Here is a 14,522-nt window from a genome sequence, read left to right as displayed (position 1 = left end):
TTTGACACTTAAAATTCCGAAGCACTCATTTTAACATTGCTCTCCCTGAGAAGCTGTATATACCTATGCATACAGTAATGAATACCTCTTTTGGAATGATGTATCAAGTCACCATAGTGCTTTCGGTTTCCCAAAGCCATCTTTAGCGCTCTGATTGCTGATGCCGTAGTAAGATCTTCCGATACGGCATATCCCATTACCTGATTGGTATACGCATCGGTAATCATATGAAAGTAGCGTTTACCCTCTCGGGTATTCGTAAACGTGATATCGGCAATCCATAGTTGTTCAGGTGTCGTAACTTGTGAGTTCCTCTTCAGATTCGGGTATTTTTTTATCAGGTTCTTGAGATTCGACTGCTGCTGTACCCATTGTAATACGGCCTCGCTGAGCGGAAACATACCGGCGCTTTTGATACTGGAGTGTTTTCTTCCCATAACCGGACTTTCCATTGGCACCTTATCAAGGTTCGCAAATAAAAGCCTACTTCTTATTGTACTGAGCTTCTCTTGAATTTCACCTTGAATAAAGCAATCCTTGAGAATCTTGTCTTGGCGATACCGTTTTGAATAGCCTTGGTCCACGGGCCACGTCATCAACCTTGACAACCAGGTTTTTGTAAAAAGAATGTAATCTTTGGCAACATACTTCAACTCCGCTAGAAGTCCATGATGGTTTTTTGAATGTTGAAAATCACGGAAGTAGGAGGTATCCAACTGAAAGTTGAGTTGATCATCATAGTTGTGATTTCCGACGGCATATCCGTCATCTTCCAGTATTAACGATTTGTTTTCCATATGGTGTAGGTTTGATTCTTCTATACTTTAGCTATTTTACACCTATTTAAGCATTCCAGGGGGCCCACCTATATTTAACCATTAATAAAGACACCTATCATCTCACCCTAGTTTTGGAGCAACAGTAGGATGTGCCCTTAACCCGTGAGCTCAAGATAATCACGGCACCCCTGGAAATTAAGTTTGCTTAAATAAGAACAGTTCAAATGTCTCTAAAATAAAAGGGAGGGGCAGTAGATATTTTCGTTGAAGAAGTGTGTTTTTAAAAAAATGGGGGATGAGGGTCGATTTTTTCACTTTTTTGATGAAAAAATCAACCTTTACGCCATATCGATATTTACATCCAACTGTCGCCGCAAGGGTTGATACGGCAAATTTAGTTTCCTTCGAATTCCTCGTGAGCCTACCTTTTCACCAGACAGGCCAGCTCTGGGCTTTTTCTTGTAAAACCAGTATCGGTTCGCCATAGTACGTCTTTCAATCGAAAGCCTATGTAATGCTATCATGGGGATTTTTCCTTTATCAATGCCTCACATTTTTTTCTTAACTGCATCAGAACGTCTTCATAGGCCTGGTCTTTGGCGAGATTTTCGATTTCCTGCGGATCTTCTTTTAAATAATATAATTCCTCATGCAACGGGTGATCGATGTACCTGAAGTACTTCCAGTCTTCTGTACGGACCCCTTCACTGGGCGGAATATGTTCAAAATCCCATAAGTGCTCTAGCAGCACCGTGTCTCTCTTGACGGTCGTCTTGTTATCGACGACCATCGGCATCAGACTCTGGCCATGCCAAGTATGAGGCCTTGGCAAACCTGCTAAGTCGAGTATGGTAGCGGGTACATCAATGTTCAGAACCATTTCGGAACGATCTTGATGCGCTACCCCCCGGGGGTCATATATGATTAACGGCACCCGTATGGAGTTATCGTATAATAGCCATTTTCCCGCCAATTGGCGTTCCCCAAGAAAATAACCATTATCGCCCATCAGAATGATTACGGTGTTTTTAGCAAGTCCCTTATCGTGCAGTGCTTGTCGGATCTTGCCAATCTCTAGATCGATCCCAGCAATCATTCGATAATACCCTTTCAGGCTATGCTGGTATTTTTCTGGAGTATCGTAACGCCAATACCAACGCACTCGGTTAAACCCTTCTTGAACAAAACTGGGTTGGGCCTCGAAAAAGAGCGGTTCGCCTAAATCAGGAGTCGGCATGTCGATCGTATCGTGCAGGGTGCCGACTTCTTCTTGCCAAAAATATTGGTCTTCCGCCGAATCATGGGCATGCGGCGCGCTAAAACTCAAAGACAAACAAAACGGTCGGTCGGAAGCGGTGTTCTTGATAAAATCCATGGCCTTCTGCCCTGTATAACGTGTTAGATGAACCGTATCATTGTCCAAGGTTTTGTAGTAATAACCACGTCTGTCATTGTAGGTATTGTTGCGGTCATAGGATTCGTAGGCATCAAATTGTTTGTCAAGTCCGTCATACCGAACTCCGTATTTTCCATAAAAAGCAGTACGGTAGCCGTTGTTTTTAAGAATGGTAGGATAAGAAACCTCCATCAACTCGGGGGCGATGCCTTGACTTGAAAAGTCATAGTGATGAGTACGTTCATACAACCCCGTTAGAATACTGGCCCTGCTGGCAGCGCAGATCGGGGTGGTGACCATGGCTTTTTTAAAGTAGGTTCCGTCTTTGGCCAAAGCATCCATTTCAGGAGTGTGGGCCCAACTATTTCCGGCATAGCCCAACGCGTCGAACCGTTGGTCATCGGTCAGAATAAAGATAATATTGGGCTTTTTGGCTTCTTGTGTTTTGGGTTCATCAGCACACGAACTCAAGACCAAGAGGGTTATCGAGAAATAAATGAGGTATCGATTCATTAATTTTAATACTTTAGAGGGCATCACAGACCCATCAGGCCCAATTCCTTTAAAAATAGTAGTATTATCCATGATAAAAAAACACGATATCCTCTTCTTTCTCCTTAGTGCTTTTACAGTTTCGCTAGGCATGGCCCAAGAAGTTGAAAAGTTGGCCTACAAGCAAATCGATACCGTACAATTGATGCTAGAGGTATATCGGCCTGCAACAATGACTAGTTCAAAAAAGTACCCGGCCATGGTCTTCTTCTTTGGCGGCGGATGGAAAGGAGGTAGCACTAAACAGTTCGAGCCTCAAGCCCAATATTTCGCGCAACGGGGAATCGTCTGTTTTTTGGCGGATTATAGGGTGGAAAGCAGACAGGGAACAACTCCTTTCGAGTCGCTCATGGATGCCAAATCGGCTATCCGTTACATAAGGGCCAATGCTGAAAAATTCCAGGTCGATTCCGACAAAGTCATTGCAGCCGGTGGTTCTGCCGGAGGCCATCTTGCGGCGGCCACCGCCTTGATCGAAGGGTATTCAGAAAGCACGGATGATCTGTCGATATCCGCGATCCCCGATGCATTGGTCTTATTTAATCCCGTAATCGACAATGGTCCGGGCGGCTATGGACATGAGCGAATCGGTGATTCCTATAAAACATTCTCCCCCTTGCACAATATTAAACAAGGTGCCCCACCCACACTCCTTTTTTTGGGAACGAAAGACCATTTGATTCCTGTTGAAACAAGTCGTTACTACAACATAGTGATGGAAAAAGTGGGCAGTCGATGTGATCTACATCTTTTTGAAGGGGAATCGCACGGTTTTTTCAATTACGCCAAGTTTGAAAACTATAGGGAAACTGTCTCCTTGGCCGATGACTTTTTACAATCCCTCGGCTATCTGGAAGCCCACCCGAAAATCAAGATCCAATAGCACCGTTAGAGGTGTTTTAAACGAATATTTCGGTACGTCACCTTCATTGGAGGCCCAACATGCACCTGCATTCCGAGTTTGCCCGACATTTTTCGGTTTATCGTATCGGTATCCAACACCTCACTCATCAAGACCCCATTGACATAATGCCGCAGATGATTTGCTTTGACGATCAAATGAAGGTCGTTCCAAGTCTCGAAGCCGATTTTCGATTTAAGGGAGTCCGACTCCCCCAATGTATCCGTTACATCCCTGCTTTGCCAACAATTGTTGGCTACGTTATCCCTTAGTGAACCCTCTTGGGGTCCTTCTTGGGAAAGGATTGTCACTTTTTCGCCCCGATATGCCAAAGTCGTTCTTTTTCTTTCCTCGTAATTCTGCCCGGTATATCTGATTTTTCCGTCAATATCGGCTTGATAGCCCCGAAGTGCATACGGAATAGTATCAAGGAGTTCGCTACGATAATTCACTCCACTATTACCCGTCTCTTCGATTCTAAAGGATAACTTAAGTTCAAAATCATCGGGTTCCCCACCCTGCCAAATAATAAAAGTATTGTGTTTTAAAGGTGTGGTCGGGGTAACCTCGCCCACAAGATGGCCGTTTTCTACACGCCAGTAATTGGGATCCCCATGCCATCCTTCCAAGGTCTTTCCATCAAAAATGAGGTCGAATCCGTCGTCATTGTTCGTTGTTGCATCTTGATTCGACGCTTTTTTTTCCGACTTTTCATTACAGGAAAAAAGGGCCATGGATAAAATGAGCACCAACAAGCGATACGGTATTTTGAATTGAATGGTCATATATTAAAGAGTTAAGATAGATATTTATATTGCCCAAGATCAACTGACTTCCGCTAGAGGTTTAACCACTGCCGGAATTCCGAGGCCCTATTCTTACTGATGATAATATCAACTGCGGAATCAGGGTTGACCAATATCTTCAGTTGGTTGTTTCCGTATTTTACGATCTTGTCAATGGCCGAAATCGCGATAATAAACTGCCGGTTGGCCCGAAAGAAAAAACTATTGTCCAAATTACTGAATAATTCATCAAGACTCAAGTTCGTCGTGGTTCTTCGACCATCGGTTCGTACCACATACGTGATGTTACTTTCGGTATAAATATGCGCAATCTCTTCAGTGGCTACCGGTAACAATTCATTTCGTACGTATGTAAGTATTCGCCGTTTTGATTTTTGGTCATCCTTTTTTGTGACCTTGGGTTGTTGCTCACTTACCTTTTGTTGATAATCCCCAACTGCTCGGTTCAATTTCGTGAGATTGATGACCTCATCCTCCAGTTTTTGATTTTTCAGTTCCAATCGTTTTTCATAGCTGCTACCGATCAAACGAGCCACGATGATGAAGGATAGAATGACCACCAATCCCATAATCAATAAAATAGTATTCAGGTCGTTCTTCAGTTGATTCGCTTTCAATGCTATTTTCTGGGTATTCGCGTGGGCGGCAACAATCCAATCCGAATTTTGAATCGGTATCATACAAATAACCTCGGACGTATTTTCCAACGAATCGGTAACTTTCAATAGATTTCTATCCTTTAATAAGGTATAGAACTCCTCAGTGCCCAAATCATCCGCCACGGAGGAAACAAACGAGGTTTCTTGACTGACCGGTTGACCCACCTGCCGGATATCAGGATGGCACAAGTGTGTGCCCGACCAGTCGAACATACTCACGAAACCTGTTTCCAGATTGGTATTGTCTATACTCTTCTGAATGGCGCTGATGAGTTGTTCCTTTTCAACCCCATTGGCCAATTGCCAATTGATCAGACTACCTAGTTCTTTCGCTTCCCGCTTTCCATACTCCAACTGGGTTTCGAGCATTTGACTGACACTGACTTTCTCGATATAGTGAATGGCAATACTTGCCATGATCATAAAGATTGCGGAAATTGACAAGAATGTCAAAAAGTACATTTTATCCTTTCGCATTGCATTTTTTGATTAGCGGTACCCAAGATACGGATTTGCCCCAAATTCAAGGGTAATTCTTCCTCTTGCAGCTGGAATACCCCTAAAAACATGGATTTTCCATTCAAACCGCTTTTTTCCCTTTTACAGCCGATTCTTCCCTCTGACGTAGTTTTTGTAGTCATTCTTCACCCAAACCCTCTTCCTTTGGACTCAAGTTCAACCAATAATCCACATTATGATTTCAAGAAAAATAGGCATCGTGCTTCTAGCCTTGGCAAGCATCTCTATTACAAGTTGCAGTAACGACAGCGAAAGTGACCTCTTGGATTTACCAGACGGGAATCCTGACAACGGTGATTTAGTCACCTATTCCAATGACGTAAAGTCCATTATAGACAGTAACTGCCTAGGGTGTCATTCAAGCCCTACAAGGAACGGCGCACCCTTCGCTTTAATAAATTTCAGTCAGGTGAGTTCACGGGCCAACAGCATTCTTACGGCCATGTCGCGGGCAAATGGTACACCGGCCGCTATGCCCCCTTCCGGTAAATTACCCCAAGCCACCATTGATATTATCGACCAGTGGATCAAAGACGGCACTCAAGAATAACACGACTAAATATAAAAACAATGAAACTAAAATTAGTATCGGCACTAGTAATCACAATGGCAGTGGTGCAGCTTCAAGCACAGACAAAATATATCGACAAAAACGGCGAGATCGAATTCGAAGCCTCGGAAGAACTCTTCGAACCTGTCAAGGCCACCAATACGACGGTTACCGCAATTTTGAATGCGGATACCGGAGAATTGGCCTCACTCGCCTTGCTCAAAGGTTTTCATTTTGAAAATTCGCTAATGGAGGAGCACTTTAACGAGAACTACATCGAGTCTGAAACGTATCCGAAGGCCATTTTTAGAGGAAGCCTTCTCAATTTCAATCACTCACAAGTATCCGAAACCCCTACCGAAGTAACGGTGGATGGGAAACTGAAATTGCGTGAAAAAGAGAAAGATGTTCGTACCATCTTGTCTGTTCAGAAAGTGAGTGATGTGATTATCATGAAGGGGTCATTCAAGGTGACCCCCTCTGATTTTGACATCGAAATTCCGAAAATAGTTGCCAATAAAATTGCCAAAGAGGTCATCGTCAATTTAGCCTTTAAACTTCAAGCAAAATGAGCCGGAATACAAAGATCATCAGCATAGCCCTACTCCTATTGGTCGGTTTTCTTAGTTGGGTATACTTCTATACGTTTCATTCGAAGCACCGAAATATTGCCCAAGAAGAAGTGACCGCCGAATTTCAGGCACCAGAACTACTTTATGCGTTCACACAACAAGATTCGGATATTACGAGTTACGCCGATCAAGTAATTCTGGTCTCAGGAAATGTCACCAGTACTGACGAAAATAGCATCGTACTCGATGGCATGGTTCAAGTAAATCTTCTACCAGCCGCTGAAACCTCAGTCCAAAATGGCCAATCAATTAGCCTAAAGGGAAGATGTGTAGGGTACGATGACCTACTCGAGGTCGTCAAGATCGATCAAGCAACCATACTAACCGAATAAAACAACACCACATGAAATTTATCTATATCCTATTACTCTTATTTCCGTTGATCATTCTTTCTCAAGAAGAGGATCTCTTATCTGAAATCGACAACACGGACAATTCGAAAGAATACAACAGCGCTGCCTTCAAAGGCCTTAAAATCGTCAATTTCGAGTCGACTAAAATGGTCTCCAAGAAGGAATTGTATTTCGTGGTTTCTCACCGTTTTGGGTCGGTAAAAACAGGGTTTGACGATTTTTTCGGACTAGATCAAGCAGTCACCCGGCTCAATTTTCTCTACGGCATCTCAGATGGTATAAATTTCGGTATTTCCCGAAGTTCCTTTCTAAAAATCTATGAGTCCTCATTGAAATTGCGACTCCTTAGACAAAGAAACAATGGCTTTCCCTTTACGGTGGTCAGTTCTAACAATATACTGATCAATACCGCTCTCGATAAAGATCTTCTACCCGGACTGGATTTTACCAACCGCTTGGGATACACTTCCCAACTCTTGATTTCCAGAAAAGTTAACAAGAACTTCTCCTTACAGCTCATGCCTACCTTTTTTCACGACAACCTGGTACAGGTCGATGAACAGGAAAACTCTCAATTTGTCATCGGCATAGGAGGGCGTCACAAACTGACCAAACGCTTTTCGATCAATTTTGACTACGGATATCACCTGAACAGAGCTGAAAACTCCCCTTTCGTGAATCCGTTGTCTATTGGCATCGACATTGAAACCGGGGGGCATGTGTTCCAATTGCATTTTACCAATGCCCAACCCATGAATACCAACGGATTCTTGGGGCAGGCCACCGGCGATTGGGGCAGCGGTGATTTTTTCTTTGGATTCAACCTTTCAAGAGTATTTTAAATCGAACAGCCATGAAAACAGGATTTGCAAAAATTCCGGTACAACGCTCCTTTTGTGACGGATGCTCAACTAAGATCGGTCAAGAACTTTTGAAGATCGCGAATATTACAAATGTTAGACTCTATCCCACGGACGCCCTGGTCATTTTTAATTTTAAAAGGGCAAATGAGGTGTCGGATGCGCTCAATACATTGACCGCCCTAGGTTTTCCTCCTCAGGGCGAGAAAATCAGGCAAACACCCCTTAGCATTACCTGTGCCTGTTGAGGCACTCCCCAAATAAATAATTTAATTATCCTTAAAAACAAACAAAATGAAAAAAATTCTAGTCGTATTTGTAAGTGCCATTTTTATGATGGGCTGTAGCTCGGATGATCCAGTGACCACCGTCCCTGAACCGGACATCATTGACAACCCAGATCCCGATCCGGAACCTGAACCGGACCCCGAAGTCGCTAACTCCGTTCGACTTGTAAACGATGCTACTTTTGGCAACGTCATGACCGATTCAGAAGGGTTCACCTTATATTTCTTTGCAAAGGACAGTAAAGGGGATTCCACATGTGAAAACGGATGTCTAGCGGCATGGCCCGCATTTCATTCGGAAGAGCTCACCCTAGACGACGGTCTGGAAGCTTCGGATTTCGCTTCAATTACAAGAGCTGATGGAAGCAGTCAGACGACATATAAGGGCTGGCCTCTCTATCTGTTCGCCAGTGATTCCGCGGCCGGTCAGATTACCGGTGATGGTAGCGGGGGCGTCTGGTTCGTGGCAAAACCCGATTATTCGGTAATGGTCGCAAAGGCCCAATTGGTCGGCCGGGATTCCTCTGGCGATGAGACCAACCTCAATAGCGCTTTTGAACCTGGTGATGAGGAGACCACCTATATTACGGATGCTAGTGGAAACACGCTTTACAGCTTTATCAACGACACAAAGAATGTCAATAATTTTACCGCTGACGACTTTTCGAACAACGGGGTTTGGCCTATAGTCGATATCAGCATTAGCAATGTCCCAAGCATTTTGGAGCTTAGTGATTTTGGAGCTCTAACGGTTTTTGGAGAGTCACAGATTTCCTATAAAGGCTGGCCACTATACTATTTTGGTCAAGATGCCGCACGAGGAGACAACTTCGGGGTAGGGTTCCCTGCTGCGGGCATTTGGCCTACGGTAAACCCCGATACGGAAAATGCACCGGAAGCTGAAGCAAGTGCCACGTTATATACGGTCACCAATCAAGGGGCGAGCGCTTATGTTTTCAATGGTGAGGGATTGACCGATGCAAGTAATCCCGATTTCACCTTCAAACGAGGAGAAACCTACGAGTTTCAAGTAAATACGCCGGGGCATCCCTTCTTCATCAAATCGGCCCAGACCACTGGAACCGATAATACTTTTGACGAAGGGGTAACGGACAATGGTGCGTCATCGGGCAGTATCATCTTCACGGTACCGAATGATGCTCCGGATACCTTATTCTATATTTGCGAGTTTCATTTTTCCATGACCGGAACCATCAACATTACAGACTGACCTATACCGGGTCAACTTCAATCAATCCCGTATAACTTAGGAGAAGTGTACGGGGTTGTTTCATCATTTAAAAAATTGACGTGTAATTAGTACCTTTAAAACCTTATCATACCAAATGATCAGAAAGTATGGGTTTCGCTTAGGTCTGTTGTCCATTTTAGTTTTGGGCGGTATCTACATTTCGTTGCATAAAGAAGATGTGTTCAATACGCAAAAGACAAGCGCAACGGCGGCAATGACTGCTGAAAACCTAATTTCGTATGTAACTACGGATAAAGGGCAGTACCTTGCCACATTGGTGGATCAGGTCATAGCTGTTGAAGGGGTCATTAAGGAAATCAATTATGTCAATCAACGTCATACCATATTATTGGGGGGAGGCCAAGAAGACCTCGCCTTAGTCATTTGCGACATGCAAACCGACCAAGCTAAAAAAACCGGATTTTTAAAGCAGGGCGACACCGTTGTGCTGAAAGGAGTGTTCAAAGGATTTCTTCAGGATGCTGTTTTTCTAAACTGTGTACTTACCGCCAACCAAAAAAGACCATGATTAGAACAGTTTTTATTGCGCTGTTTTTCTTCTTGAATTCTCAAGAAAATGAAAACAAAATCATTGCAAGACAAGGACAGGTTTCCTTTTTCTCATATACCTCTGTTGAGAATATCAAGGCGAAAAACAATCAAGTCTTGAGCATTATCGATTTGGATAATTCCAAAATAGCGGTCAGCATGTTAATGAATGCCTTTGTTTTTGAAAAAGCGCTGATGCGTGAACATTTTAATGAAAGCTATGTCGAGTCGGATATTTATCCAAAAGCAAGTTTCGAAGGGGAAATAATCGATTTTGACCCGACACTTGCGGGAGAGCAGACCAAAATGGTCAAGGGGGTCTTTACCATGCACGGGGTTTCAAAGGAACTGGAAATTAAGACCAAAATCGAAAGAACCGATGGTCGTTACGTGCTAACAGGTACCTTCGAGGCCTATGTGAAAGATTATGAAATAAAAATACCCCCTTTATTGGCGGGCAATATCGCGAAGATGATTTCTGTAGATTTTAGATTTGAATTTGAGCCCTATGAAAATTAAACTATTATTCCTGATACTGATTTTCGGCTCTTGGCATCTTTCGAATGCCCAAGATGACCTTTTGGATATTCTGGACAAAGAGTTGGAGCCTACCGACACCTATACCGCAGCGACCTTTAAAATGACTCGGATTGCCATTGGCCATTCCATAGAAACCCGAAAAAAAGGCATCCTCGAAATCGTCACAACCAATCGATTTTGGAATACCCCGACAGAACGTTCTCAAAGCTTTGTGGCCGACAGACTCACATCTCGTATTGCGCTGGAATATGGGATCTCAGACCGGCTTTCTACAGGACTCGGTGGAACCACATGGGACGGGCTCTTTGATGGTTATTTGAAGTACAAGCTGCTTCGACAAAAAGAAGGAGGTGGCTCGCCCTTGAGCATTACCCTTTTTCAAAATACCAGTTATAACAGCAATGCGTTTCCGCAGGCGCCGAATAGTTTCTCAGACAGATTGTCATTTACAAGCCAACTGTTAATAGGCAAAAAGATTTCATCGGATTTCTCGGTACAATTGGCACCAACGTTCATTCATCGGGGAAACCTTTCCGCGGGTGGCCCTGAAAAAAATCATTTTGCCCTTGGTTTGGGAGCACGTTTTAAGCTAACCCCTCATCTTTCATTGGTTTCGGAATATTATTATCGTGCCAACCCGATTACTTCCTTTGACAATTATGCCCCTTTCGCCATCGGCGTGAATTGGGAACTTGGCGACATTATGCTACAGTTCAATCTCACCAATGCACAAAGAATTGTGGAAGATGCTTTTATTACTCAGACCCGCTACAATTTCAACTTTAAGAATCCCAACTTGAATTTCGGATTTAATGCCACCTATGTCATTCATTTTAAACGCCACTTAAAATAGCTCCCCATCGTTGGGTAGCGTTCAAGTACTACGTCTTATCAAAAGGCGTAGCGTTGTGGCCCTCCTCTTCTGATTTCCTCGCTGGCATACGACTCGAACTTCTTGAAGTTCTCCCGAAAAGCGTTCGACAGTTTAAATGCGGTCTTATAGTACTTTTCATCATCGTTCCATGTGGCTCGCGGACTCAACACCGTGGTTGGCACTCCAGGGCACTCCCTTGGCTGTGCTACCCCAAAAACCGAATGGATATGATAGGCATCATAGGAATACAATCCTAAATCCCCGTTCAATGCTGCGTTGATCATGGCACGGGTATATTTCAGTTTCATACGCGTTCCGATACCGTAGGGTCCACCGGTCCAACCCGTATTCACGAGCCAAACGTTGACCCCGGCTTCCAACATTTTCTTGCTAAGCATTTCTGCATATTTGGTAGGGTGCAACGGCATAAAAGGTGCCCCAAAGCAGGCTGAAAAAGACGGAATTGGTTCTTTAACCCCTGCTTCCGTTCCCGCCACCTTGGCCGTATAACCAGAGATAAAGTGATAGGCCGCCTGACTGGGCGTTAGTTTTGATATGGGAGGTAGTACCCCGAACGCATCGGCCGTCAGAAAGAAAATATTCTTTGGGTTTTTACCTATCGAAGGTCGCCTTACATTTTCAATGTGGTAAATAGGATAACTTACCCGTGTATTTTGAGTTATGGAGGTATCGGCAAAATCTACCGCTCCGTTATCGTCCATAATGATGTTCTCCAGAATGGCTCCTTTTTTTATCGCCCCGAATATTTCAGGTTCGTTTTCCGCAGAAAGGTTAATGACTTTGGCATAGCACCCCCCTTCGAAATTGAAGACCGAGTTTTCGTTGTTCCAACCGTGTTCATCGTCACCGATCAGTTTGCGATAAGGATCGGCCGACAAGGTCGTTTTTCCTGTTCCTGAAAGGCCAAAGAAAATGGCCGTGTCTCCTTTTTTTCCCACATTGGCCGAGCAGTGCATCGGAAGGGTCTTTTTTTCGACCGGGAGTATGAAATTCAAGGCCGAGAATATTCCTTTTTTGATTTCCCCAGTATATCCGGTTCCACCGATTAGGGCAATTTTTCTGGTAAAGTTCAAAATAGCAAAATTGTGCTGGCGCGTGCCGTCTACTTCAGCATCCGCCATAAAGCCGGGGGCGTTCACCACAAGCCATTCCGGTTCAAAAACGCGTAATTCTTCCGCAGTAGGGCGAATGAACATGTTATAGACGAACATATTCGACCACGGATATTCATTGATGACTCGAATATCGGTTCTGTAATTGGCATCGGCACAAGCATAGCAATCGCGAACAAAGAGCTCTCGCTCGTTCAAGTACGAAATGACTTTATCGTATAAGGCATCGAACTTCGATGGTTCAAATGGAATGTTGATATCTCCCCACCAAATTTTGTCTTCGGTAATCTCATCTTTTACGATGAATCGATCTTGTGGCGATCGGCCCGTGAACTCCCCCGTGTTCACAGCCAATGCCCCTGAAGAAGCTTCACGGCCCATGTTTTTTTTCAAAGTAATATCATGAAGTTCGGCAGATGTCAGTTGGTATTGAAAATCTTCATGTTCAATACCATAGGGCTTCAACGAAATTTTTCTTTTTGGATGATGCGAATTCGGCATTTTGCTAATTATTTAAAATACAACGCAAATGTCTTGGTTTTTTTATAATATCCGCCAAAAAAAGAGACTTAATTAAGAATACCTTAAAGCAAGTTGCAATTAAATAATGGGACTGTTTACTGCTCAATGCTGTTCGCAGAAAAGGAGACTAAGGTATTCGACTCGAATCTAGGGCTGATCTCCATCGGATTACAACACACCTCGCAGTCTTCAACATACGTCTGTTCGCGCACCGAAGGATCCATAAGCATGGATATCTCTTCCCAACAATAGGGACATTGAAAAAAGTGTTCGTACATGGGTATACTTCTTTTGGTTTATGAAGACTTATAAGGCTATCGGCCTTTCTTCAGCGGAAGAACGATATACAGCGGTAATGACTTCAACAGCCTTTCTGGCTTCTAAGCCCCCAACGAGTGGCACGCGATTTTCCAGAAGTGCGGCAAGCATGTCCCGAAGTACAATCAGGTGGTTCAAATGACCGATGTTTCCCGGATCCGCCGCACCACTTGACCGGCCGGAAACATTCAAATCATCGGGTTTGGGGACACCTTCCACATTCCATGCCTTTATGTTTCCTCCTTCCAGCAAAATACTGCCCATCTCCCCATAAATTTCCAATCGCTCAGGGTAGCCCGGAACCAAAGCCGTACCTGCCGTGAGCGTACCTATTGCACCATTTTTGAACTGTAATACCGCCGCACCGACATCTTCCCCCTCAATGTCATGTACCCGGGTCTTGGTCGAACCAAAAACGGATTGTACGTCCCCCATCAAATTCAACAGTAAATCCACAGTATGGATGCCCTGGTTCATAAACGCCGCTCCGCCATCATATTGGAGGGTTCCGCGCCAGGGATTGTTCGCGTAGTATTCCTTAGAACGATACCAATTGATATGGGCGTTGCCCAATAGCAATTTACCTAATGACCCATTCTTTACGACACGTTCCACAGCACGGTACGTATCGGAACATCGGTTTTGTAACACACAACCCAAGATGACACCATTTCGCTCACAGGCGGCGATGACCACATCGATTTTTTCGGTAGTGACTTCCAGCGGCTTTTCGCAGAGCACATGTTTACCATGCCGAGCAGCGGCCAGGGTCATCTCACCATGGAGTCCGCTTTGATTACAGATACAGACCAGGCTTATCTCCGGCTGATCCAAAAAGGCTTCCAATTCAGTAAAAACAGGAGTTTCAAACTGTTTTTCGGCTTCTTTTGCCCGATTCGGGGAATTTGAATATAGAGCCACCAATTCGGCATTATCAAGGGCTTTAATACACTGTACATAGGTATTGACAATAGATCCCGTTCCAATAATGCCAATTCCTATCCTTTCCATATAAGGCTATAAATTTTAGATAAACAAGG

General features: G+C 44.0%; 17 protein-coding genes. 10 read left to right on the top strand and 7 right to left on the bottom strand.

What is annotated here, in order from left to right:
• Positions 1–8 precede the first annotated feature (8 nt).
• Both ACKWCA_RS09465 and ACKWCA_RS09460 read right to left on the bottom strand, forming a co-directional pair.
• Complete coding sequence (locus ACKWCA_RS09465) at positions 9–797, bottom strand: DDE-type integrase/transposase/recombinase (RefSeq protein ID WP_413977939.1); 789 nt, start codon at positions 795–797, stop codon at positions 9–11.
• Positions 798–1,299: 502 nt separating this feature from the next.
• Positions 1,300–2,760, bottom strand: a complete 1,461-nt coding sequence (locus ACKWCA_RS09460; protein ID WP_413977938.1) for a sulfatase family protein — start codon at positions 2,758–2,760, stop codon at positions 1,300–1,302.
• Between ACKWCA_RS09460 and ACKWCA_RS09455 the strand changes: the two genes are divergently transcribed.
• Positions 2,759–3,610: an alpha/beta hydrolase gene (locus ACKWCA_RS09455; protein ID WP_413977937.1), complete on the top strand. Its 852-nt coding sequence runs from the start codon at positions 2,759–2,761 to the stop codon at positions 3,608–3,610. The genes ACKWCA_RS09460 and ACKWCA_RS09455 overlap by 2 nt on opposite strands.
• A 5-nt stretch (positions 3,611–3,615) precedes the next feature.
• Here ACKWCA_RS09455 and ACKWCA_RS09450 read toward each other — a convergent pair whose 3' ends face one another.
• Positions 3,616–4,413: a 3-keto-disaccharide hydrolase gene (locus tag ACKWCA_RS09450; RefSeq protein WP_413977936.1), complete on the bottom strand. Its 798-nt coding sequence runs from the start codon at positions 4,411–4,413 to the stop codon at positions 3,616–3,618.
• 53 nt (positions 4,414–4,466) lie between these two features.
• Positions 4,467–5,570, bottom strand: a complete 1,104-nt coding sequence (locus ACKWCA_RS09445) for a LytR/AlgR family response regulator transcription factor (protein ID WP_413977935.1) — start codon at positions 5,568–5,570, stop codon at positions 4,467–4,469.
• A 217-nt stretch (positions 5,571–5,787) separates the two neighbouring features.
• Between ACKWCA_RS09445 and ACKWCA_RS09440 the strand changes: the two genes are divergently transcribed.
• The 9 genes from ACKWCA_RS09440 to ACKWCA_RS09400 all read left to right on the top strand — a co-directional run bounded on the left by ACKWCA_RS09440 (position 5,788) and on the right by ACKWCA_RS09400 (position 11,488).
• Complete coding sequence (locus tag ACKWCA_RS09440; RefSeq protein WP_413977934.1) at positions 5,788–6,162, top strand: hypothetical protein; 375 nt, start codon at positions 5,788–5,790, stop codon at positions 6,160–6,162.
• Between the two features lie 20 nt (positions 6,163–6,182).
• Entirely contained in the window at positions 6,183–6,734 is a 552-nt protein-coding gene (locus tag ACKWCA_RS09435) for a YceI family protein (protein ID WP_413977933.1), read from the top strand.
• Positions 6,731–7,126, top strand: a complete 396-nt coding sequence (locus tag ACKWCA_RS09430) for an OB-fold protein (protein WP_413977932.1) — start codon at positions 6,731–6,733, stop codon at positions 7,124–7,126. Before ACKWCA_RS09435 ends, ACKWCA_RS09430 begins: the two co-directional genes overlap by 4 nt.
• A gap of 11 nt (positions 7,127–7,137) precedes the next feature.
• The gene (locus tag ACKWCA_RS09425) at positions 7,138–7,989 is read left to right on the top strand and encodes a DUF5777 family beta-barrel protein (protein WP_413977931.1); all 852 of its coding nucleotides are present in this window, start codon (positions 7,138–7,140) and stop codon (positions 7,987–7,989) included.
• An 11-nt stretch (positions 7,990–8,000) separates the two neighbouring features.
• On the top strand, positions 8,001–8,255 hold the full coding sequence (locus ACKWCA_RS09420; RefSeq protein WP_413977930.1) for a hypothetical protein: 255 nt from the start codon (positions 8,001–8,003) through the stop codon (positions 8,253–8,255).
• 46 nt (positions 8,256–8,301) lie between these two features.
• Positions 8,302–9,525 (top strand): hypothetical protein, encoded by a 1,224-nt coding sequence (locus ACKWCA_RS09415; protein ID WP_413977929.1) that lies wholly within the window; start codon positions 8,302–8,304, stop codon positions 9,523–9,525.
• Positions 9,526–9,640: 115 nt separating this feature from the next.
• The gene (locus ACKWCA_RS09410; RefSeq protein ID WP_413977928.1) at positions 9,641–10,075 is read left to right on the top strand and encodes an OB-fold protein; all 435 of its coding nucleotides are present in this window, start codon (positions 9,641–9,643) and stop codon (positions 10,073–10,075) included.
• Positions 10,072–10,614: a YceI family protein gene (locus ACKWCA_RS09405; protein ID WP_413977927.1), complete on the top strand. Its 543-nt coding sequence runs from the start codon at positions 10,072–10,074 to the stop codon at positions 10,612–10,614. Before ACKWCA_RS09410 ends, ACKWCA_RS09405 begins: the two co-directional genes overlap by 4 nt.
• Positions 10,604–11,488: a DUF5777 family beta-barrel protein gene (locus ACKWCA_RS09400; protein WP_413977926.1), complete on the top strand. Its 885-nt coding sequence runs from the start codon at positions 10,604–10,606 to the stop codon at positions 11,486–11,488. Before ACKWCA_RS09405 ends, ACKWCA_RS09400 begins: the two co-directional genes overlap by 11 nt.
• A 38-nt stretch (positions 11,489–11,526) precedes the next feature.
• Here ACKWCA_RS09400 and pckA read toward each other — a convergent pair whose 3' ends face one another.
• From pckA to ACKWCA_RS09385, 3 genes are all read right to left on the bottom strand, one after another.
• Positions 11,527–13,143 carry a phosphoenolpyruvate carboxykinase (ATP) gene (pckA, locus tag ACKWCA_RS09395; protein WP_413977925.1) on the bottom strand — a complete coding sequence of 539 codons (1,617 nt, stop codon included), beginning with the start codon at positions 13,141–13,143 and terminating at the stop codon, positions 11,527–11,529.
• 116 nt (positions 13,144–13,259) lie between these two features.
• Positions 13,260–13,442, bottom strand: coding sequence for a CPXCG motif-containing cysteine-rich protein (locus ACKWCA_RS09390; RefSeq protein WP_413977924.1), 183 nt, complete (start codon positions 13,440–13,442; stop codon positions 13,260–13,262).
• A gap of 28 nt (positions 13,443–13,470) precedes the next feature.
• On the bottom strand, positions 13,471–14,493 hold the full coding sequence (locus tag ACKWCA_RS09385) for a Gfo/Idh/MocA family protein (protein ID WP_413977923.1): 1,023 nt from the start codon (positions 14,491–14,493) through the stop codon (positions 13,471–13,473).
• Between the last annotated feature and the right edge of the window lie 29 nt (positions 14,494–14,522).

Source organism: Maribacter corallii, from assembly GCF_047345415.1.
In the GTDB taxonomy this organism is placed as follows: domain Bacteria; phylum Bacteroidota; class Bacteroidia; order Flavobacteriales; family Flavobacteriaceae; genus Maribacter_C.
The sequence above is the reverse complement of the archived record's forward strand: the minus strand, read 5'-3'. Positions and strand labels throughout refer to the sequence as shown.